The following is a 23,013-nucleotide window of genomic DNA, read 5'->3' as shown; positions in this document are numbered from 1 at the left end:
TTGAAGGGTCGTTCGAGACCAGGACGTTGATAGGTCAGGTGTGGAAGTGCAGTAATGCATTAAGCTAACTGATACTAATTGCCCGTACGGCTTGTCCCTATAACCTTGCCGGTTATATAGCATTTACCCGTGTTTGAGAACACTACCCAACTTTACTTCTTCCCAGATTGTTCCAAGTTAATGCTTGATGACCATAGCAAATCGGTCCCACCCCTTCCCATCCCGAACAGGACCGTGAAACGATTTTGCGCCGATGATAGTGCTGCAACCAGTGTGAAAGTAGGTTATCGTCAAGCTAGTATTTCCTGGTGACGCGCCCCGCGCGAGCCATGTACCGGTCAGTCTGATGACCATAGCAAGTCGGTCCCACCCCTTCCCATCCCGAACAGGACCGTGAAACGACTTTGCGCCGATGATAGTGCTGCAACCAGTGTGAAAGTAGGTTATCGTCAGACTAAGTAACAACGCCTGAAGGCCCGCTAGCTAGCGGGCCTTTTTGCTTTTGTGCTATCGTTCTTGCTATGACAACAGACTGGCAGCAATCGATTGCGCAAGCGCTCTCCTCCACCTCGGACGCGGATAGTTTGCTGGCCACGGCAAGCGGTGCGGCGCGCAGCCTGGGTTATGATTTCTTCGCTTACGGCATCCGCATGCCTCTACCCCTTTCGCGTCCGCAAACGCTGATGATCAATAACTATCCGCAGCAGTGGCAGCAACGCTATGCGGAGCAGTCTTACCTGGCTGTCGACCCCACCGTGGCCCACGCCATGCGCTCCACCGTGCCGGTGCAGTGGTCGGAGAATTTGTTCGCGTCGGCACGCCACCTGTGGGAAGACGCTCAGGGTCACGGCCTGCATGTGGGTTGGGCGCAGGCAGCCGTGAATGGCAACGGCGCGGTCGGCATGCTGACGCTGGCCCGCTCGGGAGACGAGATCTCCGGCGATGAACTGCAGGCCAAGGGCTTGCGCATGCAATGGCTGGTGCACGCGGTGCACGAGAATGCGGCGCGCGTGCTGGCGCCACAACTGCAGCAACTGCCGCAGCTGACCGAGCGCGAATGCGATGTGCTGCGCTGGACTGCTGACGGCAAGACTTCTCGCGAAATCGGAGACATCCTTGGCGTTTCTGAGCGTACGGTGAACTTTCATATCAATAATTGCATGGATAAATTGGGTGCAGTGAACAAGACTGCCTGCACTATCAAGGCTGCCATGCTGCGCCTGATCTGACTACTGTCAGGTCTGACAGCTAGCTTCTCCCCTTGTCCGCACGGTTTAATGCGGCCACTAAAACAAGGGGACTTCATGCAGACCAAGTACATCTGGCCGGCCATTGCGCTGGCTCTCAGCGCCTGCTCGACAACTACCGGCAATGGCCTTCGTTTTCTTGTCGGCGAGGGCGCCACGCCGCGCTATGAAACGGCGGCGCCGCAGCTTGAGCAACTGGCAAAGGAGTGGGCGCGGGTGGCTGCGCCGGGCGTGCTGGTGGTGGGCGATGTGGGCGCCATGAATGCGCTGGACGGGGCGCAGCTGCGCGCGCTACATCAAGCCTATGCCCGAGGCGGCAACGCCGACGACTTTGCGGCGCGCATGGGCGGCTTGACCAGCATCGAGACCTTTGGCATGGCCGGCCTGGTCAAGCTTGAGCGCCCGGCGGCGGTGCGCCTGGCCGATGTGGGGGCGGTGGGCTTTGTCTCGAAAGCCGGCGAATTGTTTGGCGCCACGGGCGACCTGGTGGCGGCGCGCAGCGATGCCGATGGTCTGCTGGTGCTCGAGAAGGTGCTGTGCAAGGGCAGCGCGCCTGATTTCAAAGCCTGTGCAGCGCGCTATGTGCGCGGCCACTTCGACCCGGCGGGCGCTGAGCTGGATGGCAACTTGCAGCCCAAGCGCGGCGGGCACCGCATCGACCCCGCCAGCTACGCTTCCCTGCCGCAGGGAGGCGCGCAATGACGGCGCCGCACTCCGCGCCACAGGCCGGCCCGGGAGCACGGCAAGCCATGCTGGCATTATCCGACGTGAGTTTCGCCTATCCCGGCGGACGGCAGGCGTTGGCCGGCTTGTCCTTGCGGCTTGGCGCCGGCATCGTCGGCTTGCTCGGCCCGAACGGTGCTGGCAAATCGACCCTGATGCGCATGCTCGCCACCCTGAACCGGCCGACGCAAGGCAGCATCCTGTGGCGCGGACGCGATATTGCACGTGAACCGGAAGCGCTGCGCCATGAGCTGGGCTACTTGCCGCAGGAGTTCGGCGTCTATCCGGCCCAGACCGCGCGCGAGTTCCTGCGTTACCTGGCGGCGGTGAAGGGGCTGCCGCATGCGTCGATCGCCAGCCGCGTGGACGAATGCATTGAAATGGTGGGACTGGTGGCGGGGCGCGACCGCCCGATCGGCAGCTTTTCCGGCGGCATGCGCCAGCGCGTCGGCATCGCCCAGGCGCTGCTCAACGATCCGGCGCTGCTGATAGTCGACGAACCGACGGTTGGCCTCGACCCCGGGGAGCGCCAGCGCTTCCGCAACCTGTTGACCGAGCTGGCGGGCAAGCGCCTGATCATGCTGTCCACCCACATCGTTTCCGATGTCGAGGCGATCGCCACCGACCTGGTCGTGATGCAGAAGGGCCGGCTGCGCTTTGCGGGCTCTCCGCAGGAGCTGCTGCGCGCGGCCATCGGCAAAGTGTGGGACTGGACCGTGCCGGAACACGCGCTGGAGGGCGTGCGCGCCAGCTACCGCGTGTGCAACGCGCTGCGCCGCGCCGACTGCATCCAGCTGCGCGTGGTGTCGGAGCAGCAGCCGCATGGCGACGCCGTGCCGGCGCTGCCCGGGCTGGAGGAGGCCTATATGGTCGCCCTGGCGCACGAGGCCTGACATGCAAAGCCTTCATGCTTTCCTCGCCATTGTCCTCACGGACTGGCGCGAACGCACACGCTCGCGCCGCTTCTGGTTGACGCTGGCCGCCAGCGCCGGCCTGGCCTGGCTGTGCTTCCCATCCGCCAGCGCGAACTACATCGTGCTGGGAATTAATGGCCACCACCGGGGCCTGTACTCCAGCGCGTGGATCGGCATGGTGCTGGCCATGCTGTCGATATGGACCTCGCTGGTGGGCTTCTACCTGGTGCGCGGCAGCCTGGCGCGCGATTTTGATACCCGCGTGTGGGAGCTGGTTGAGGCAACGCCGCTCAGGCGCGGCAACTACCTGGCCGCCAAATGGTGCGGCAACTTCGCTGTGCTGCTGGCGGTGCTGGGCGTGCAGCTGCTGATCGGAATGTGCGCGCAGCTATGGCGTGCCGAAGACAGCGTGCTGCGCCTGGGCGCCATGGCGGGGCCGATGCTGCTGATCGGCGTGCCGACCATCGCCATGACGGCCATGTTCGCGATCTGGTTCGATGTGCTGCCGCCGCTGCGCCGCACCCTGGGCAATTTCGCTTACTTCATGCTATGGATCGCCATCCCGATCTCGATGGTGCGCAGCTTCAGCACAGTGCCGCTGCAGGGCTGGATCAGCGACCCGTATGGCATAACGATTTTCCAGCAGCTGGTGCAGGAACGCCTGGCGGGCCAGTTGATGCAGCCTTTGAGCGGCTGCGGTGTGTGCATGCTGGGGGCGCGCGAACTGGGCACTTTTGACTGGGCGCCATGGAGCATGCCGGCGCTGCAGGTGCTGGGCCGCCTGGCCTGGTTGGCGCTGCCTGTGTTGGGCGTCATGCTGGCGGCGCCTTTGCTCGACCGCTTCGGCTCCGCGCGTAATTGTTCCGCAGCAGCAGCGGCGCCGCGCTGGCAACCGGGCATGCCGCGCGCGCTGTCGGCGCTGCTGGCGCGCACCCGCTCCGGCGTGCTGCTGGAGGCCGAACTGCGCCTGGCGCTGCATGGGCGCAGCCTGTGGTGGTGGCTCGCCATGGCGGCCGCAATGGTCATGCAAGTTGTCGTCGGGCCGCCGCTCCAGGCCGGGTACGCCTTGCTGGCAACCTGGGTCCTGATGGCGCAGGTCGCCGCGACACCGGCCATGCGCGAAGCCGACAGCGGCGCGGGCCCGCTGCTGTTCTCCGCACCCCATGCCGTGCGGCGCGTGCTGCTGGCGCGTTGGGTGTCAGCGGCGCTCTTGCTCACCGTTGCCACTTTGCCGGCATTGCTGCGCTTTGCCGCCGAGGCGCCGGCCGTTGCGGCGGCAACGCTGTCGGTCAACCTGTCGCTCGCCACCTGGGCCTTGCTGTTGGCGGTTGCCACCCGCACCGCGCGCACGGCGGAGCTGGCGATCTTCGTGCTGGCCTACCTCGGCTTGCAGGGGAATCCTTTGCTGGCGGTGGCGGCTGCGCCAATGTGGGTGCTGCAGGTGCACCTGGCGCTGCTTCCGTGCGCCGCCTTGCTGGTTTGCCTGGGCTGGCCACGCCTGGTGGCGCGCACCGTGTCATAGGCTTGTCACGCCGCCTGATTATGCTGGGCCTTTTTCAAATTCGAGGCCCGCATGAAATCCCTGTCCCTGCTTCCCCTTGCCCTTGCTCTTGCCGCCTGCGGTGGCAGCAATAATCCTGAAGCCGTCAAGCCGAGCGTGAGCGGCGTCTTTATCGACGGCGCGGTGGAGGGCGCGGACTATGTTGCGGGCACGGCGGCCAAGGCCAGCACCGGCGCCAAGGGGGAGTTCAACTGCAAGGAAGGCGAGACGGTCGCCTTCAGCGTGGGCGGCATCGCCCTGGGCAGCGCGGCCTGCGCCGCCACCATCACGCCGCTGCAACTGGCCGGCGTGGCGGACGTGAAGGATGCCAAGGTGGTCAACCGCCTGCTGGCCTTGCAATTGCTGGACGAGGACAACGATCCGTCCAACGGCATCAAGATTGCCGCCGACGTGAAGGCCGCGCTGGCCGGCAAGAGCGCCGATTTCAACGCCGCCGCTGCGGACTTCAATAAATCCATGGCGGCCAATCTGGCTGCCGCCGGCGCCGCCTACGGCGCGCGCGGCATCGACGACGAGCGCCGCATGCTGGTGCGCGAACATTTCGAAGATACCCTGGCGTCGAAGGTCGGCACCCCGGCGGTGGAGAACTTCACCCAGGCTGCGGCCAGCGTCAGCGTGACGCGCTACCAGATCCAGGCCGCCAATAGCTTCTACATTCCCTATGAAGGCAGCAACGCCAAAGTGAAGGCCGAATTCCCGCTGGGCTTCCTGCCATCCTACGGCTCCGCGCTGGCATTCAAGGGTGTCGCCGCAAACGGCGACCTGGAATTCTACGGCCTGACCGACCGCGGCCCGAACGGCGACGGCCCGAATGTGCCGAACCCGAACGGCACCGGCACCATGGGCGCCAAGATTTTCCCGGCACCGGGCTTCGCGCCGGCGGTCGGCATCATCACTGTCGGCAAAGCCGGCGCGGTGCTCTCGTCCAGCATGCCGATCAAGGTGGCGGCGGGCGTCAACAGCTCGGGCCTGGCGATCCCTGCCGGTACGCTGGGCAACTCGGCCGAGGTGCCGGTGTTCGACGCGATGAAGTATGACGCGAACGGCAAAGCGGTGTTCAGCGCCAATGGCCTGGACACCGAGTCCGTCGCCTTCGACAAGAAGCGCAACGCGCTGTGGGTGTCGGACGAATACGGCCCGTTCATCGTGAAGATCGACGCCGCCACCGGCGTGATCCAGTCGCGTTACGCGCCGGGCAGCGGCCTGCCGGCCATCTTCGCCAAGCGCCGCGCCAATCGCGGCATGGAAGGCATGGCGCTCGACACCGCGACCGACAAGCTGCACGGCTTCCTGCAAAGCCCCCTGTCCGACGGCAGCACGCCGTATTCGGTATCCGGCAAGAACGAGCAGGTTGAGCGTTTCGCCCGCTTCACGCGCTGGATCGAATTTGATCCGGTCACCGGCGCTACCGGCCGCATGTTCGCTTACCCGCTGAACGGCGCCGATTATGCGGACGGCCGCACCGGCAACGCCAAGCTGGGCGACATGGTCGCACTGGGCAACGGCAAATTCATCGTGATCGAGCAGGGCGCTGCCCCAGGCGGCAAGGTCTTCAACAAGCTGATGCTGGTCGAACTGGCCGGCGCCACCGACATTAGCGGCGCGGCGTTCAACCCGACCACGTCCGACCTGGAAAAAAGCTCGATGGGCGCGGCAGCGGTGAATGGCGCGGACTGGACCAAAGTGGTGGCCTTGAAGAAGACCCAGTTGCTGGACCTGAACGCCATCGGCTGGCTGGCGGAAAAGGCGGAAGGCCTGACCATTGTCGATGGCAACACGCTGGCCCTGGTGAACGACAACGACTTCGGCCTCAAGACCAAGATCTACACCCCGGCCGGCGAGGCGGTGGCCGATGCGGACGTCACCAAGTGCAATGTGGATGCAGCGGGCGTCATCATCACCAGCAACGCCGCAGGCTGCAATGCCGCCAACAGCATCCGCGTGGCGCGCGGCGACGACCGTGAACGCCCGAGCCGCCTGTGGCTGATCAAGTTCACGAAGGCCCTGACCAGCTACTAAGTCCTTATAGCTGCTCCCACTCCAGGCCAAAGCGGGCCAGGAATTTCTTCAGGCGGTCGGCATCGTTCGGCTTGGCTTTGCCAAGCCGCGATGCCGCGAACAGCTTGCGGCCCGCGTCGGACAGCGATTTGGACCGGCGGCAAACGGCGATCACCGACTCCAGCTGCATGCGGTCGAACAAGTCAAGCTGCTCCAACTCCTCCTCTCCCATTAGCTGCGCCAGCGCCGCGCCACCGGATGCCGGCGGTGCGCCTTGCGCCAGCGGGCGCCACTGGCGCTGCAGGCGCGCCACTTCCGCCGCCACGATCGGCGCGGTGATGCGGCCGGCGTCGGCCAGCGTCGCCATGCGGGTGACGGAGGCCGACAGGTCGCGGAAATTGCCGTTCCACGGCGCGTCCGGCGAGGCCGCGAAGCGCATGTACTGCTGGCGCGCCTCGGTATTGAAACGCACCATGGCGCCGTTTTCCGCGCCGTACTGGGCCAGCATGTAATCCAGGTTCGGCTCAATGTCTTCCGGCCGGTCGCCCAGTCCGGGCAGGGAATAAGTCCACAGATTGATGCGCGCGAACAGGTCTTCGCGGAAGCGGCCCGCAGCCACCTCGCGCGCCAGGTCGCGGTTGGTGCCCGCGATCAGCTGGAAGTCGCTGCGCACTTCGTGATCGCCGCCCATCGGCAGGAAGCGCTTCTCCTCCACCGCCTTGAGCAGCATGGCTTGTTCATCCAGCCCCAGTTCGCCGATTTCGTCCAGGAACAGCAGGCCCTTGTGCGCCGTGCGCAGCAGGCCGGGCCGATCCGCCGCCGCACCTGTGAAGGCGCCCTTCACGTGACCGAACAGGGTGGAGCCGGCGCCGTCGCCATGCAAGGTGGCGCAATTGATCTCCACGAAGGGACCTTCGACCTGGTGGCGCGCCTTTTTCAGTTCATAGATGCGCCGCGCCAGGAAGGACTTGCCGGCCCCGGTCGGCCCCATGAGCAGCATCGGCGCCTTTGAGCGCGCCGCCACATGTTCGATCTCGTCGATCATCAGGTTGAAGTGCGCGTTGCGCGTGGCGATGCCGGATTTGAGGAATTCCACGCCCTCGCGCTGCGCATTGGAGAAGCGCTGCGCGATCTGGTCGTAGCGCGACAGGTCCAGGTCGATCAGCGCATAGTCGCCGGGTTTGCCCGGCGCCACGCGGCGCGGCGGCGCCGTTTGCAGCAGGCGCCCCGGGAAATAGCGCGCTTCCGTCATCAGGAACAGGCAAATCTGCGCCACGTGGGTGCCGGTGGTGATGTGTACCCAGTACTCCTCCTTCTCTGTATCGAAGGGGTAGCTGCGGGCGAAGTCGAACAGGCGGCTGTACACGTCCTCGAAATCCCACCAGTCGCTGACGGGCAGGATGTGGCGCTGCACGGTGGTTTCGGGCGATACGGCCTGCATGTCCTCTTCGACCTGGCGCGCCAGGGTTTCGTGATGGGCGCTGGCCAGGAGTTCGAAGCGATCGACCAGCAAATCTTCGTGCTGCAGCAGGGAGATGCTGGGACGCCATTTCTCCCAGCGTGCGCTGGTGCGCGGGCCGCCGTCGAGCTGGGTGCCGAGGAAGCCGAGGATCACAATCTTCTTTTTCATTGTTGGATAGAAATTTATCTTTACGGATAATTTATCACAGGGCACTATTTTTCGATATTCTTATTTATCAATGACTTAGCAAGCTGGCACACCCTTTGCAATAGATGGGATACGCAAAGACGAAAGGAGATCAAAATGGCGGTATCTCAAACCAGGGCCTGGACTATCAGCGCCGGCGCAGTCGGCAAGAAACCAGTGAAGCGTAGTTATGGCGGCGTGAACGCGGCGATGAATATTTCGAGCAGCCGTCGCCACACCACCGTCAGCTGGCACAGCGAGCCCGTCGCGGGCAAGGGCCGCACGGTTTGGAATGGCGTGGTCTCCGTCCTTGTCGGCGCAGAGTGAATAACAGAAGATGAGACTTATGATGAACGATAAAGAATTCGAAGTGATGGACGTGCCGGGCGGCAGCCCGGTGAAGATGTGGACCAAGGGCGTGCCGGTGGAGCAGGAAGCACGCCAGCAGTTGGCCAACACCGCCAGGATGCCTTTCATTTACAAGCACATTGCGGTGATGCCGGACGTCCACCTGGGCAAGGGCTCGACCATCGGCAGCGTGATCCCGACGCTGGGCGCGATCATCCCGGCGGCGGTCGGCGTGGATATCGGCTGCGGCATGATGGCGGCCAAGACCACGCTGAATGCGCGCGACCTGCCGGATAACCTGGGGCCGCTGCGCAGCGCGATCGAGAAGGCGATCCCGCACGGTCTGACCCCCAAGTTCCGTGGCCGCGACCGCGGCTCCTGGGAGAACCCGCCAACCCCGGTGGATGCCGCGTGGGCGCAGTTGAAGGATGAATTCGACGTCATCTGCCAGAAGACGCCAAAGCTGAAGAACACCAACAACTACCGCCACCTTGGCACGCTGGGCTCTGGCAACCACTTTGTGGAAGTGTGCCTGGATGAAGAGGGTGCGGTGTGGTTCATGCTGCACTCCGGCTCGCGCGGGGTAGGGAATGCCATCGGCTCCCACTTCATCGAACTGGCGCAGAAGGATATGCGGACCCACATCGCCAACCTGCCGGACAAGGACCTGGCCTACCTGGAAGAGGGCACCCAGCACTACAACGACTACGTGGAGGCGGTGGGTTGGGCGCAGAAGTTCGCGCGCATGAACCGCGAAGTGATGATGCAGAACCTGATCGCTTCGGTGCGCACCGTGATCACCAAGCCGTTCCAGACCCACGTGGAGGCGGTGAACTGCCACCACAACTATGTGCAGCAGGAGCGCCACTTCGGCAAGGATGTGCTGGTGACGCGTAAAGGCGCGGTATCGGCCCGCGCTGGCGAACTGGGGATCATTCCGGGTTCGATGGGGGCCAAGAGCTTCATCGTGCGCGGCAAGGGCAATCCGGAGAGCTTCAACAGCTGCAGCCACGGTGCGGGCCGTACCATGAGCCGCAACGAGGCCAAGCGCCGCTTCTCGCTGGACGACCATGTGAGGGCGACCGAGGGCGTGGAGTGCCGCAAGGATGCCGGCGTGATCGACGAAATCCCGATGGCTTACAAGGACATCGATGCGGTGATGAAGGCGCAGGAAGAACTGGTGGAAGTCGTGCACACCTTGAAGCAGGTCGTGTGCGTGAAAGGATAAGCAAGGATAGGCATGATTGAGATCGATGGTTCCCAAGGGGAGGGCGGCGGCCAGGTGCTGCGCACCGCGCTGACGCTTTCCATGATTACCGGACAGCCGTTCCGGGTTGCCAATATCCGCGCCAGGCGCCCCAAGCCTGGCCTGATGCGGCAGCACCTGGCGTCGGTCAAGGCGGCGGCGGAAGTGTGCGGCGCGCGCGTCAAAGGCGCGGAGCTGGGTTCGTGCGAGCTGGAGTTCCACCCGGGCGCGATCAAGGCGGGCGAGTATGACTTCCAGATCGGCACGGCGGGCAGTTCGACGCTGGTGCTGCAGACGGTGGTGCCGGCCCTGCTGTATGCGCCGGCGCCCTCGACCGTGCGCGTCAGCGGCGGCACCCACAACTCCAAGGCGCCGCCGGCCGAATTCCTGCAGCGCGCATACGGCCGGGCCCTGGCGTCCATGGGCGCGCAGGTGGCATTCGAGATGGAACGCGCCGGCTTCTATCCGGCCGGCGGCGGCATCATGCGCGCCGCCGTCCAGCCTTTGCAGGGCTGGTGCCAGCTGGCGCTGGTCGAACGCGGCGAACGGCGCGCGGCGTATGCGGAAAGCTTGGTGGCGGCGGTGCCGGCCGGCGTGGCCAAGCGCGAGCTCGATTGCGTGGCCAGCGCCATGGGCTGGTCCGGCGAGCAGCTGCGCTTCCATGCCCTGCCGGACAGCTGGGGCCCCGGCAATGCCTTGCTGCTCACGCTGGAGCACGAGCATGTGACGGAAGTGTTCGTGGCCTTCGGCGAGAAAGCACGGCGCGCGGAAGAGGTGGCGCGCGACGCCGTGGCCCAGGCGCGCCGCTATATCGCCTCCGGCGCGGCGGTCAGCGAACATCTCGCCGACCAGTTGCTGGTGCCGATGGCCCTGGCCGGCGGCGGCAGCTTCACGCTGGACGTGGTGTCCCAGCACACCCGCACCAATGCCGAAGTGATTGGCCGCTTCCTGCCGGTGGCGATCACGTTCAGCCAAGGCGCGCATGCCAGCACGTGCGAGGTACGCGCGCACGATTGCGAAATTCGCTAGCCAAGCTACTTGCTACATGGCAAAATTTGGCCTCGTTGTATTAAATATAACTACGCCGGATTCCGCCATGAATAAAAAGACGTTGGCCAAGGTCGCAGCGGTGGTCGCTGTCGGCGCGGGCGCCCTGGTCGCCTACCGTGCCTTCGGCTGGGGCGCCATGAATGGCCCCATCAACAGCTTGAAGCTCGACCTGTCCAAGCCGGATGCGCTGGTCGTCACCAAAAGCCTTTCCAGCCTGCCGCGCGACCTGCTGACCGTGCCGCTGGCGCGCGATGTGCTGCGCGAGGACTTCCTGTTCTACTACGAGCAGACGGAAGACCGCCTGGGCCTGAAGGGCAGCCTGCGCCGCATCGCCTACGAGCATGAGCTGGGCTGGGGTGACCAATTGATCCGCACTGTGCTGGATGAACCGGCGGAAGTGGCGCTGTGGCGCGATGCCGACGGCTCGCTGAAGCACTACATGATCGCCGTTTCGCGCGGCAAGCTGGCGGGCTTGCTGGCGGAGGCGGGCAAGGTGGCGCTCAAGGACAGCCAGCTGACCGTGGCCGGCGACCTGCGCGTGGACGGCGAGAAGGTGACCGTGTACGCGCTGGAATACGCCTACAAACGCACCATGCTGTTCGCCGCGCACGGCAAACGCATGGTGATCCTGTCGCACCCGGGCATGCTGTACAACGCCGAGCGTAAGATCAGCGACGATACCGCGCAAAGCACGGTGACCAAGTTGTTGATGGCCGACCCCGCGCAGCAAAAGGTCTTCCACCCGCAGTTCCATCTCGAGAAAACAGCGCAGGACGGCCACAGCATCGCCGTCAAGGCCGACTTCCTGTCGTTCGGCTACCAGCCCTTCTTCGCCGGCCTGGAGGCGCTGCGCTTCGATTTCAGCAAGGGTGCCTGGCGCTCGCAGGTGCTGCTGGACGCGGCCAAGCTGCCCAAGTCCGGCTATGACAGCGCCGCCTTGTGGGCCGCGCTGCCGCACAACCCGAGCGCCTGCTTCACGCTGCCGGTGGACTGGGCCAGCATGCAGCCGGTGCTGGAAAACATCGGCGGCAAGACCAGCCAGCCGGTGCTGCCGCTGGCGACGGAGCTGAGCGGCCCCGCCGCCGCCTGCTGGTATGGCAATTCGCGCCTGCATACGCCGGTGTTCGTGGCCAACCGCGCCGGCGGCAACGAGGCGCTGTTCGCCAGCCTGTTCCAGGCCGCCATCCGCGACAGCAAGGATGCGAAAACGCAGCAGGGCAAGAAGGGCGAGGTGCAGTGGAGCAGCAGCGTGAAGACCGCGCAAGGCGGCACCGCGCCCACCCTGGCCATCAGCGGCAACACCGTGGTGTTCTCGGCCGACAAAGCCCTGGTCAACCAGGTGCTGGCGGTCAAGCGCAAGGAGCGCCCCGCCGCATCCGACCTGCTGCCGGACGCGAAGCACACCGTGGGCCTGATCGCGCCGGCCGCGCTGGCCAAGCTGATCGAGGAAGAAAGCTTCAAGACCCTGCCAAGCCAGCGCGAACCCGTGCTGCGCGGCGCGGTCGACGCCCACCTGGTGCCGCGCCTGCAGGCGCTGAAGAAGTATCCGCCTTACCGCATGGTACTCAAATCGGTGCCGCGCCAGGGCGTTTCCTGGCAGCCGCTGGAATGGCAGGCTGCGGGCAAATGAAGCGGCGCGGCGCATTGCGGCTGCTGGCCGGCGGCGCTGCCCTGGCGGCGCTGGGCGGACGGCCTGCGCTGGCGCTGAATGCCGCGCCGGACAGCCAGCCACGCCTGTCGCAGGAGCAGTCGCGCGCCTTCCAGGCCTGGATGCTGCGCATTATCAGCGCCCAGGTCGAACGCGGCCCGTCGCCGCGCTGGCAGCATCGCGACTGCGCCGGACTGGTGCGCTTTGCCGTCAACGAAGCGCTGACCGTGCACGACGCCAAGTGGATGCGCGCCAACGGCATCGCCAGCGACCGCCGCCTGCCGCCCGAATTGAACCTCACGCCGCAGCAGGCTGCCCTGCGCAACCGCTGGGTGCAGGGCGAGGGCCAGGTCGGGCACTTCGTCACGGCGCTGGCGCTGGTGCAGCACAACAGCCGCTTTGTGGCGCGCGAAATCAGCCAGGCGCTGCCCGGCGACCTGCTGTTTTACGACCAGGGCGACGAACAGCATTTGATGGTGTGGATGGGGGCGCATATCGCTTACCACACGGGCACCGTCACCCCAACCGATAACGGTCTGCGCACCGTCGATATTCAACAACTAACGAAATGGAAGGACACGCGGTGGCAACCAGCGTCCAACAATCCGAATTTCGCCGGCGTGTTCCGGCTGTCTTTTCTGTCCTGAAGCTGTGCCTGGCCAGCGTCCTGGCGCTGTCGCTGCTGGCCGGCGCCGAGGCGCAGGAGGCGCCGTCCAGCGGCTACACGCCGTTCAAGGGCGAGCCGTTCTTCCTGCTGTCGGACAGCAGCTACGGCAGCACCGATGAAGCGCGCGTGCGGCTGGAAGTGCCGGGGCGCGACTTCGGCCGCGCGCAGCTGGAGGCATACTCGGGCGCGGATATCGTGGTCTACCGCGTGCCGCAGCCGCTGGAATTCCTCAAGAAGCAGCGCAACCTGCACCGCATCCAGGTGGAAGGCAATTACCAGGGTGAAGGCCTGGCCAACGCCCTGAGCTACCTGTGGGACAGCTGGTGGAAGCAGTCGCGCCTGGCCTGGCGCCGCATCTTCTCGGCCGACGCGCGCAGCGCCGTGACCGAGGCCCAGCCCAAGCTGGCCACCAACGGCGAGGCCATGCGACGGCCGACCGTGTTCGCCAACCATCCGCAGTACAAGCCGATCAAGGGCTTCGAGATGGTGGACAGCTTCCGCTATCCGATCTGGCACGCCAAATCGGTGCAGCCGCCGAAGGACGTGAAGATGGCCGGCTCGAGCAGCGAGTTCATAACGCCCAACAGCGGCAATATCATGATCCCGGTCGGCAAGCGCAAGCCGGGCCTGTACCTGGTGGAAGCCATCATCGGCGAGCACCGCGCCACCACCCTGGTGTTCGTCTCCGACACCATGGCGGTGACCAAGGTCTCCTCCGGCCAGATGCTGGTGTGGGCGGCGCGGCGCGATAACAGCGCCGCCGTGGGCGGGGCCAATGTGCTGTGGACCGACGGCACCGGCGTGCTCCAATCCGGCAAGACCGGCGACGACGGCGTGGTTGCCATGGAGCGCAGCAGCCCTGAGCACACCTATGTGATCGGCGAAGACCGCAGCGGCGGCGTGTTCGTGTCGGAGAACTTCTACTACGACAGCGAAATCTACAACACCAAGATCTATGCCGTGACCGACCGCCCGCTGTACCGTCCGGGCGACGAGGTGAACGTCAAATTCCTGGGCCGTGAATTCAAGTCGGCGCGCCTGTCGCAAGCGGCAGCCGCCGCGCCGATCGGCCTCACCGTGTACGACCCGAACGGCACCCCGGTGCTGGCGCAAACCCTGCAACTGAGCGGCGAAACCGGCAGCGAAACGCGCTTCCGCCTGCCGGAGCAGGCCACTGCGGGCGGCTACGAGCTGCGCTTCAGCTATAAGGACGGGCTGTATGGCGCCGCCTTCCGTGTGGCGGAGTACGTGAAGCCGCACTTTGAAATCAGCGTCCAGCCAGCCAAGCCGGAATTCAAGACCGGCGAGGAAGTGAGCGGCACCATTGCGCTGCGCTACCCGGACGGCAAGCCGGTGAAGAATGCCAAGCTGTCGCTGTCCCTGCGCGGGCAGCAGAACACCATGGTGGAAGGCGAGCTGCGTTACAGCGGCCTGTTCCCGGTGCAGTTGAAGAGCGAGGAAGCGGAGACCGACCGCAACGGCGACTATTCCTTCAAGCTGCCGGCGGCAGCCGACCCGTCGCGCTACGTGCTGACCATCCTGGCGACGGACGGCGCAGCCTACCGCGTCAAGGCCACGCGCGAACTGATGATCGAGCGTTCCACCAGCAGCTACCAGCTGAAGGCGGCGCGCTCCTTCTCCGATCCGGGCCAGCCGGTGCGCTTTGACCTGGTGGCGGACGGCCAGGGCGCCGCGCGCCCGGTGCGCTGGGAAATGGTGCAGTTGGAAAAGCAGGAAAAGAGCTCGGGCGCATTCGACCCGGCCGCCAAGACCTGGGACGTCAAGTTTGACAAGCCAGGCTCTTACCAGCTGATGCTGCGCGACGAGCGCGGCAACCTGCTGGCGGCGGCCAGCCACTGGGTCAGCGGCGAGGGCCTGCAGGCGGCGCCGGGCAGCATCGAAATCGTGTTTGACCGCGCGCGCTACCGCCCGGGCGAAACGGCCGAGGCGCTGGTGACCTTCTCCGACCCGGTGGATCAGGCCTTGCTGACCATGGAGCGCGACAAAGTGGAGCAGCACGGCCTGCTGGACGGCGGCGCCGGCTGGTACCAGGCCAGGCGCGTGGCGAAAAACCAGTGGCGCGTGCGCATCCCGGTCAAGGAGGAGCACGGCCCCAACGTGACCTTCTCGGTGGCGTACACGCGCAAGGGCGACTTCGTGTTCCAGAATGCCGGCCTGCAGGTGATCGAGCCGCGCATCGCGCTCAGCTTCAAGACCGACAAGGAGGTCTACCAGCCGGGCGAGAAGGTGACGCTGGACGTGACCGCGCAGCTGGACGGAAAACCGCTCTCCACCCTGGTGGCGCTGGGAGTGGTGGATGAAATGATCTACGTGCTGCAGCCGGAAATCGCGCCGGATATCGCAGACTTCTTCTACCATCCGCGCCGCAACAACGTGCGCACCACGGCCAGCCTGTCCTTCATCAGCTACGACATGGCGCAGGGCCGCCGCGAGAATGTGCCGGCGCGCCATAACTACAACGAACGCGGTGTGAAAGTGCTGGAACGCCCGCGCCGCGACAATATCGACACCGCCTTCTGGGCGCCGTCGCTGAAGACCGACGCCAACGGCCAGGCGCGCGTCACCTTCACCATGCCGGACGCGCTGACGCGCTGGCGCATCACCGGCCGCGCCATGGATGCCCAGGGCCGCGTCGGCCAGCGCACCGGCTACCTGCGCTCGGATAAGCAGTTCTACGCCAAGTGGACGTCGCCGGACTGGCTGCGCAGCGGCGATGCGCCGCGCGCGTCGGTCGCGGTGTTCAACCAGACCAGCGCCACCCAGGCGCTGGAAGTCGCGTTGAGCGGCGGCCCGCAGGCAAAGGTCGAAAAGCTGTCGGCCAAGCCGGGCATCAACTACGTGGAGTTCCCGCTGGCGGCCAGCAACGGCACGCTGCGCCTGGAGGTCAAGCAGGGCGGCAAGCTGGTGGACGCGCTCGACACCAAAGTGCAGGAGCAGCCGGTGGCCTGGAGCAGCCCGCGCAGCATGAACGTGGCGCTGGCGGCGGGCGCGCAGGGCGGTGCCGAAGGCGCGCTTAAACTGCCGGCGGACGCGCGCAACATCCGCGTCTCATTCGCGCATGGCGCCGCCGGGCACTTCGCCCGCATTGCCGACGACCTGATCGAGTACCCCTACGGCTGCGTGGAGCAGACCGCCAGCCGCCTGGTGCCGCTGGCGCTGGCCATCCAGTCGCTGCCGCCGGATGCCGGCGCGGTGCGCGAACGCCTGCTGGCGATCATGCAGGCGCAGCGCCTGCGCCTGGTCTCCATGGCCGGCCCGAACGCGGTGTTCAGCTGGTGGGGCCCGGCAACGCAGGGCGACGCGTTGATGACTTCCTACGCCTACTTCGCCGACTGGTACGCCTCGCGTGCGCTGCGCCTGGACCTGCCGCCGGAGCACTGGAACAACCTGCTCAACGTCTACACCGAACATGGCAACAAGGGCAGCCTGCTGGAGCGCGCCATGGGCCTGTGGATGATGCGTGAAATGGGCCTGCCGACCAAGACCCTGGCGGAAGGCCTGGTCAACGATGCCGCCGCGCTGGATGTCGGCGCCGCCCCGCGCCGTCAGGGCCCCGCCAGCAGCGTGCTGCTGGCGGACGGCCAGGACAGCGTGACCCGCTCCATGGCAGTCGGCCTGGTGTCGGTGGTCGCCGCGCAGAATGGCGTCGCTCTGCCGGAGCCGCTGCAAAAGCAGCTGCCGCAAGCGTGGAAGACGCTGCGCGAAGCGTCGGCGCCGGTGGCGCAAGCCTTGCTGATGCTGGCCGGTGAAGTGCCGGTGGCGCAGGCCGATGCCGTGTTGTCCGCCGTGCGCTCCGACATGCCGACCCTGGACCGCGCGCTGACGCTGGTGTGGGTGCAGAAGAAGCTGGGCGGTTCGCCATCCGCCAAGCCGCCGGTGGCAGCGTTGGATGGCGCCTGGCAGAAAGTGGACAGCCGCAGCGGCCAGCCGGTCTGGCGCTGGAGCGATGCCAAGGCGCTGCCGGAGCAGCTGCGCGTGGCGCAGGCGGTACCGGCCGGTACCGTCGCGGTGGTGCAGTACGACAGCCGCGCGACCGAAGCGCATGCGCTGGACGTCGCCATCGAGCGCCGCATCCTGCGCATGAAGCAGGGCGACAAGGGCTACACCATGGAGCTGGTCAAGCCGGGTGAAGCGCTGCGCACCGACGAACTGTATATGGACGAGATCAAGCTCAAGCCGGGCGCCGGCAGCCACCGGTTCGGCCTGCTGGAAGTGGCGCTGCCGCCGGGCGCCATGGTGGAAGCCAGCACCTGGGGCATGGTGCTGGCCGGCGACACGCCGGTGGCGCTGGAACGCGCGCGCCACGTCGAGCGCCGCGATGGCTATGCCGTGCCGATCGAACCGCTGAACGGTGAAGTGGTGGTGCGCCACCTGCTGCGCTTCGGCCAGAAGGGCAGCTATACCCTGCCGCCGACGCGCTTCCACCGCATGTACCAGCCGGAGCAAAAGGCCTTCGAAGGCGGCGGCAAAACCCTGCGCGCACTGAAGGTCGAGTAAATGTCCTTGCTGCCACGCCCATCATGCCTGCCAGCGTTGCTGCTGGCTTGCCTCGCCCCGGTGGCGGCGGCGAGCTCGCTCGACCTGGCGTGGTGGCGTGACGGCAAAGTGCAATCGCTGCGCCTGCAGCAGGGCAGCACCACCCCCGGCCAGCCGCTGGCCGCCGCCGCGGAGATTCCGCTCGGCAGCCTGTGGAAGCTGCTGGTCTATGTGTACGCGGTCGATAACAAGCTGCCCACGCCCGACTACCACTGCGGCGGCGGCAAGCAGGAAGAGGTGTATTGCTGCGACGCCGGCGCCAGCGTGGGCCGCGACGCGGCGCTGGCGCAATCCTGCGGACCGTTCTTCGCCCCGGCGCGCCTCGGCATCGCCCAGCGGCCATGGCAGGAATACTGGACGCGTCGCCTGGGCAGCGCGCCCGCCGGCCAGTTCGCCTGGCTGGCCGATCCGGCACGGCTGGAGCCGGCGCGCCTGGTAACGCTGGAAAGCCTGCTGCGCGTGCTGGCCAGCGTGCCCGCCGCCAGCCGTGCCGACGCGGAAGCCGCGCTGCTGCGCGTCGTGCTTGACGGGCGCGGCGCCGGTAGCGTGCGCTGGTTCGGCAGCCAGCTGCGCGTCAAGACTTATTCCTGGCACCAGGCCAAGCGCCCGCAGGAAAGGCTGGGCGGCGCCGCCGGCTGGCTGGCCGACGGCACGCCGCTCTGGTTCGGCGGCAGCGACAGCAGCAGCGGCATCTTCCAGAAATGGGGGCGGCAAATCGCCGGCGCCTTGCCGCCCGCGCAATCGGCGGAAGACAGCGGCTGCGTGGTGGTCGACTATTTCACGCGCTACCCGCTGCGCGCGGTACGTTCCAGCGAAGGCCTGGCCGCACCGGGTCCGCTGAACGGGCGCTACGTGGTGCAATTCCAGAACGGCCAGAGCCTGCCGATCCGCAGCAACGGCGAGCTGGCGCTGGTCAGCGGCCCAGGCGGCAAGCTGCAAGTGCGCGGCCGCCTTGGCGTCAATGAATACGTGGCGCGCGTGATCGACCGCGAAGCCAGCGCCACCGAGCCGCAAGCCGCGCGCGCCTTCGCCATTGCCGCGCGCAGCTACCTGCAGCAAAACGCGCGGCGCGCCGAATCGTGCCAGCACATCGCCGACAGCAGCGCCACCCAGCGCGTCAGCGCCAGTCCGGCCAGCGAAGCCGCGCTGGCCGCCGCGCGCTGGACCGACCAGTTGGTGCTGGATGGGACCACGGTGCAATACCATCGCGACAAACCGGGCGCCAACACCATGGCCTGGAGCCAGGCCCTGGCGCAAGCGCGCGCCGGCCTGAGCTTCGACGCCATCCTGGCCGCCGCCTATCCCGGCAGCGCCCTGGCCACGGCGGGCAACACCGGCACCACCTGCAAGCGCCTGGTGAAAAATGAAGAATGGCTGGCTTACGCCCTGCCGCGCTGGGAGCGCCTGCTGCGCCGCGAAGAGGGCTACGAAGCGCCGTCCCAGCGCCCGCAAGTGTGCGCGCTGGCGGTCGGCGCGCCGTACTCCGAACAATCGCGCAACCGTATTTTCATGCGCCCGCTCGCCACCCGCGAAGACCGCATCACGCTGGCCCATGAATACCTGCACATCGGCCTGCGCCGCCACCCGCGCGGCCAGGACGAAGACTACGTTGAGCGTCTGGCACGGCGCCTGAACGACCTGTCACTGGAGGCACTGTGAAGATTAAAACCGCTACCGCAATGCTGCTGGCGCTGTGCGCCGCGCCGCTACTGGCGCAGGACAAGACCCTGGACGGCCCGGTCGGCGGCTGGAACCGCGCCGGCACCACCGACAAGTCGGGCGAGCTGGCCGTCAGCTACCCCTATTCGCTGATCGACCGCGGCGCGCAGCGAAACCGCACCATGATCCGCGGCCAGCTGGCCAAAGCCAGCACCAAGCGCCCCTTCCACCAGCTGGTGGTGAACGGCAACCCGACGCCCCTGTACACCGACGACGACGGCCGCTATGCGCGCGGCTACGCCTTCGGTTCCGGCTCCAACAGCGTCGAAGTGCGCGGGCCGGACGGCAAATCGCTCAAGCGCATGCAATTCTATGAAGCCGACCGCAGCCGCCCGCAACCGCGCCTGCGCATCATCGGCGCGTGGGACGACAACCAGGCCGAGATCGACCTGCACATCATTACCCCCGACGGCCAGCACGCCTTTTTTGGTCATCCCTTCCTGACCAACGGCGGCGGGCTGGATGCCGACAGCGTCGACGGGCCGGGACCGGAGATGTTCACCATGGCCTCGCCCCTGCGCGGCACCTATCAGGTGTGGGTGAATTACTGGGGCAATTTCGGCGGCTCCGGCTACCACTTCGACGAAGCCACGCGCCAGCGGCCCATCATCACCACCCGCATCACCCTGGTCTTCAATGAAAACACGCCGAGCGAGAAGCGGCAGGACTTCGTGGTCCCGCTGCGCAAAATCGGCGACCTGACCTTAGTTAAATCCTTTGTCTATTGAGCACATGAAGAAATCCTGCCTACCGCTGTTGCTGCTTCCCGCCTGCGCCCTGGCCCAGGTGAGCATTGAGTCGCCCAAGAGCGGCTGGCGCAATTCCGCCGGCAGCGTCGAGCAGTACAGCCAGGAGGTCAACTACCCTGCGTCCTCGGTCAATATGCAGCGGGGGCAGGGCGAGACCGCGCAAATCCGGGGCAGGATCGCCGCCGCCGACAAATCTAAGCCCGGTAAGCTGATCGTGAACGGCGTCGCCATGCCGATCCAGCTGCAGGAAGACGGCAGCTTTGCGCGCCCCTACAGCTTCGGTGCCGGTTCCAACAGCGTCGAAGTGCGCGCGCCGGATGGCCGGAGCCGCGCCCGCACGCAGTTCTATGACGGCTACAGCGGCAAGACCCGCTCGCGCCTGCGCGTGGTGTTGTCGTGGGACAGCCCCGGCACCGACGTCGACCTGCATGTGGTCACCCCAACCGGCGGCCACTCCTGGTACGGCAACCGCATCCTGCCCGACGGCAGCGGCCTGGATGTGGACGTGACCACCGGCTATGGCCCGGAAATCTATTCCAGCCCAGCGCCGGCCAAGGGCAATTACCACGTCTATGTGAATTACTACGGCGGCAATTCGGAGCAGCAGGTCATTACCCTGGCGACCGTCTCCATCATCAGCAACGAAAACACGCCGAGCGAACGGCAGCAAACCTTCCAGGTTCCGCTGCGCGCGGCGGGCGAACTGACGCTGGTGAAGTCCTTCGTCTATCCTTAAAACCTGTACTGCGCGCTGACGCCCGCTGCCCAGTTGCGGCCCGGCGCGCCCTCGTAATAGCGCTTGTTGGCATCGCCCACGATGACGGAGCCGATGTACTGCTTATCGGCCAGGTTGTTCAAGCGCGCGAATTCCTTCAATTGCCACCCGCCCAGCTCCTGCGCCGCCGTCAGGCGCAGGTTTAGCACCCCATAGCCGGGCGCCGCGCGCTCGGTGTTGCTATCCTCCGCATACACCTTGCCGCTGGCGACTGCTTCCAGCGCCGCGCCCCAGCGGCCCGCGCTTTCACGCCAGGCCAGCTCGCCGAAGGCGTTCGCGCGCGGCACGCCCGGCAGGCGCGCGCCGCTTTCATAAGTGGCGCGCAGCGATGTCAGCGCCACCCGCGTGCTGAAGCCCGCCCCGAGTGCCGCGTCCAGCGACAACTCCGCCCCCTTGCGTTGCGTGCGTCCCGCGTTGCGGTAGCTGGTGCGGCCGCCGGCCGAGGTGTCGACCACCAGTTCATCGCGCGTGCGCACATCGAACAGCGCCGCGTCCACGCGCACACCCGGCGCAAGGACAGCCTTGACGCCCGCTTCCGCATGCTTGCTGCGCGCCGGCCGCAGGCCGAAATTAAAGCCCGCGCCGCCTGAGGAGTAGAACAGTTCATTCAGGGTCGGCGCCTCAAAGCCGCGCGCCGCGCTGGCATAGACGTTCAGCGCTGGCGTCACGCGATACAACACCGCGGCGAGCGGCGTGGTCTGGCTGAAGCGCAGCTTGCCGCTATCGTTCCCATTGGCGGTAAAGCGGTCGGCCACCGACACGCGCATGCGGCTATGGCGCAAGCCCGCCGTCAGCTGCCAGCGCTCGCCCTGCCATTCGGCCTGCGCGTAGGGATCCACACTCGTCACCGCATCATCTTCGTCGCGCCGCAATTTGCCTTTGACGCCAAGCGCCGCGCCATCGAAATTCTCATAGCCCTTGCGGTCATCCGTGGAGCGCGCATATTCAACGCCTGCCGTCGCCGTCAGCTTGCCGCCCGCCAGGGGGAGGATGCGCTGCCAACGCGCTTCGCCGCCATGGAAGTCGCGGTCGAAGTCCACCACGCCGCCCGAGTGGGTGGCCGGCGCCTGGAAGGCGCGCGAGAAAGACTGGTACTGGATTACCTGGCGGTTGCCGGCGTAGGCGGTGAGAAGCAAGCTGGCGTCGCCGCCAAGCGGCTGCAACCAGGTAGCCCCGGCTTGCTGGTGATCGATGCTCTTGCGCGTGTTGTAACGCTCGGCCAGCGTACGCTTGGGCGTTACGGTATCCGCCGCATCGGTCTCCCCCGCGCGCGGATCGCGCAGCCAGGTGGCCCAGCTCACGCCGAGCGGGTCCTGCGTGTCCTTCTGGCGCAAGCCGCTGGCCACCAGCGTAAGCTTGCCGCCGCCTGCCGTGCGCATTGCCAGCTTGGCGTGGGCCTGGTCGCGCGTGGCCGCGCTGTGGTCGCGATAGCCGTCGGTGTGGAAGCGGGAGCCATCCAGCGCATAGCTGATCCCCGCTGATTCACCCTGCGCCGCGAGATCGAACTTATACAGGCCGTCGCTGCCGGCGCTGGCGCTGGTCTCAAACGTTGGACGCCCCTTGCCTTCGCGCGTGAAGAGCTGGACCACACCGCCCGAGTGGTTGCCATATAGAGCAGAGAAGGGGCCGCGCAGCACTTCAATGCGCTCGGCCATATCCAGGTTGAAGGTTGCGGCCTGGCCCTGGCCATCCGGCATGCTGGCCGGGATGCCGTCGGCAATCAGTTTGACGCCGCGCACCCCGAAGGCGGAGCGCGCGCCGAATCCGCGCGAAGAGATTTGCAAGTCCTGTGCGTAGTTCTGGCGATTCTGCGCCACCAGGCCGGGCACGGCGGCCAGCGCCTCGGAAGCATTGACGCGTAGCTGGCCGTCGCGGATACGCTCCGCATCCAGCACATCTATAGCGGCAGGAACGTCGAAGCTGGCGCGCTCAATACGCGTCGCGCTGACCACGACAACAGGCAATGGTTCAGGTAGTGGAATGTATGGCATGGGCGAGACTATACATCTCCCCTTGCGGAGTCGTGATCCGTTTGCTATAGTTCTGTCCCTCGCAACGCACCGCAGACAAAACTGCAGAGTGAAGCGAGAAAAAGAAGGGGTTGACGAGTTGCACGCTGTACCGCATAATCTCGCCTCTCTGCTGCTGACGAACACAACGCTT

Annotated in this window: 16 protein-coding genes and 3 rRNA genes; 17 read left to right on the top strand and 2 right to left on the bottom strand. The window is 66.2% G+C overall.

The window, feature by feature from the left end:
- The 8 genes from GTP41_RS26415 to GTP41_RS26380 all read left to right on the top strand — a co-directional run.
- Positions 1 to 99 (top strand): 23S ribosomal RNA (locus GTP41_RS26415); the annotation flags it as partial.
- An 84-nt stretch (positions 100 to 183) separates the two neighbouring features.
- Positions 184 to 296: ribosomal RNA gene (gene rrf / locus GTP41_RS26410) — 5S ribosomal RNA — on the top strand.
- A gap of 46 nt (positions 297 to 342) precedes the next feature.
- A 5S ribosomal RNA gene (rrf, locus tag GTP41_RS26405) occupies positions 343 to 455 on the top strand.
- A gap of 66 nt (positions 456 to 521) precedes the next feature.
- On the top strand, positions 522 to 1,229 hold the full coding sequence (locus tag GTP41_RS26400; RefSeq protein ID WP_161028575.1) for an autoinducer binding domain-containing protein: 708 nt from the start codon (positions 522 to 524) through the stop codon (positions 1,227 to 1,229).
- A gap of 75 nt (positions 1,230 to 1,304) precedes the next feature.
- The gene (locus GTP41_RS26395; RefSeq protein ID WP_161028574.1) at positions 1,305 to 1,949 is read left to right on the top strand and encodes a hypothetical protein; all 645 of its coding nucleotides are present in this window, start codon (positions 1,305 to 1,307) and stop codon (positions 1,947 to 1,949) included.
- Positions 1,946 to 2,863 (top strand): ABC transporter ATP-binding protein, encoded by a 918-nt coding sequence (locus GTP41_RS26390; protein WP_202419897.1) that lies wholly within the window; start codon positions 1,946 to 1,948, stop codon positions 2,861 to 2,863. Before GTP41_RS26395 ends, GTP41_RS26390 begins: the two co-directional genes overlap by 4 nt.
- Before the next feature lies 1 nt (position 2,864).
- Complete coding sequence (locus GTP41_RS26385) at positions 2,865 to 4,406, top strand: ABC transporter permease (protein WP_161028573.1); 1,542 nt, start codon at positions 2,865 to 2,867, stop codon at positions 4,404 to 4,406.
- Positions 4,407 to 4,457: 51 nt separating this feature from the next.
- Complete coding sequence (locus GTP41_RS26380) at positions 4,458 to 6,464, top strand: esterase-like activity of phytase family protein (RefSeq protein ID WP_161028572.1); 2,007 nt, start codon at positions 4,458 to 4,460, stop codon at positions 6,462 to 6,464.
- A gap of 4 nt (positions 6,465 to 6,468) precedes the next feature.
- Here GTP41_RS26380 and rtcR read toward each other — a convergent pair whose 3' ends face one another.
- On the bottom strand, positions 6,469 to 8,073 hold the full coding sequence (gene rtcR, locus GTP41_RS26375) for an RNA repair transcriptional activator RtcR (RefSeq protein WP_161028571.1): 1,605 nt from the start codon (positions 8,071 to 8,073) through the stop codon (positions 6,469 to 6,471).
- Positions 8,074 to 8,208: 135 nt separating this feature from the next.
- Here rtcR and GTP41_RS26370 point away from each other — a divergent pair, with 135 nt between their 5' ends.
- The 9 genes from GTP41_RS26370 (at position 8,209) to GTP41_RS26330 (ending at position 20,811) form a co-directional block, all read left to right on the top strand.
- Entirely contained in the window at positions 8,209 to 8,418 is a 210-nt protein-coding gene (locus GTP41_RS26370; protein ID WP_161028570.1) for a hypothetical protein, read from the top strand.
- 22 nt (positions 8,419 to 8,440) lie between these two features.
- Positions 8,441 to 9,667: an RtcB family protein gene (locus GTP41_RS26365; protein WP_161028577.1), complete on the top strand. Its 1,227-nt coding sequence runs from the start codon at positions 8,441 to 8,443 to the stop codon at positions 9,665 to 9,667.
- Between the two features lie 12 nt (positions 9,668 to 9,679).
- Complete coding sequence (rtcA, locus tag GTP41_RS26360) at positions 9,680 to 10,714, top strand: RNA 3'-terminal phosphate cyclase (RefSeq protein WP_161028569.1); 1,035 nt, start codon at positions 9,680 to 9,682, stop codon at positions 10,712 to 10,714.
- A gap of 67 nt (positions 10,715 to 10,781) precedes the next feature.
- Positions 10,782 to 12,365: a DUF2138 family protein gene (locus tag GTP41_RS26355; RefSeq protein WP_161028568.1), complete on the top strand. Its 1,584-nt coding sequence runs from the start codon at positions 10,782 to 10,784 to the stop codon at positions 12,363 to 12,365.
- The gene (locus tag GTP41_RS26350) at positions 12,362 to 13,030 is read left to right on the top strand and encodes a DUF1175 domain-containing protein (protein WP_229503098.1); all 669 of its coding nucleotides are present in this window, start codon (positions 12,362 to 12,364) and stop codon (positions 13,028 to 13,030) included. The genes GTP41_RS26355 and GTP41_RS26350 overlap by 4 nt, the downstream gene beginning before the upstream one ends.
- Positions 12,967 to 17,568: an alpha-2-macroglobulin family protein gene (locus GTP41_RS26345; RefSeq protein ID WP_371867431.1), complete on the top strand. Its 4,602-nt coding sequence runs from the start codon at positions 12,967 to 12,969 to the stop codon at positions 17,566 to 17,568. Before GTP41_RS26350 ends, GTP41_RS26345 begins: the two co-directional genes overlap by 64 nt.
- Positions 17,569 to 19,266: a DUF2300 domain-containing protein gene (locus tag GTP41_RS26340; RefSeq protein WP_161028565.1), complete on the top strand. Its 1,698-nt coding sequence runs from the start codon at positions 17,569 to 17,571 to the stop codon at positions 19,264 to 19,266.
- A gap of 20 nt (positions 19,267 to 19,286) precedes the next feature.
- Positions 19,287 to 20,054, top strand: coding sequence for a YfaP family protein (locus GTP41_RS26335; protein WP_161028576.1), 768 nt, complete (start codon positions 19,287 to 19,289; stop codon positions 20,052 to 20,054).
- A 4-nt stretch (positions 20,055 to 20,058) separates the two neighbouring features.
- Entirely contained in the window at positions 20,059 to 20,811 is a 753-nt protein-coding gene (locus tag GTP41_RS26330; protein ID WP_161028564.1) for a DUF2135 domain-containing protein, read from the top strand.
- Here GTP41_RS26330 and GTP41_RS26325 read toward each other — a convergent pair.
- A complete protein-coding gene (locus GTP41_RS26325; protein WP_161028563.1) occupies positions 20,808 to 22,841 on the bottom strand; it encodes a TonB-dependent receptor family protein in 2,034 nt (677 codons plus the stop codon). The two genes, GTP41_RS26330 and GTP41_RS26325, sit on opposite strands and share 4 nt — an antisense overlap.
- Positions 22,842 to 23,013: the final 172 nt, after the last annotated feature.

This window comes from Pseudoduganella guangdongensis, assembly GCF_009857475.1.
Classification (GTDB): domain Bacteria; phylum Pseudomonadota; class Gammaproteobacteria; order Burkholderiales; family Burkholderiaceae_D; genus Rugamonas; species Rugamonas guangdongensis.
The sequence above is the reverse complement of the archived record's forward strand: the minus strand, read 5'-3'. Positions and strand labels throughout refer to the sequence as shown.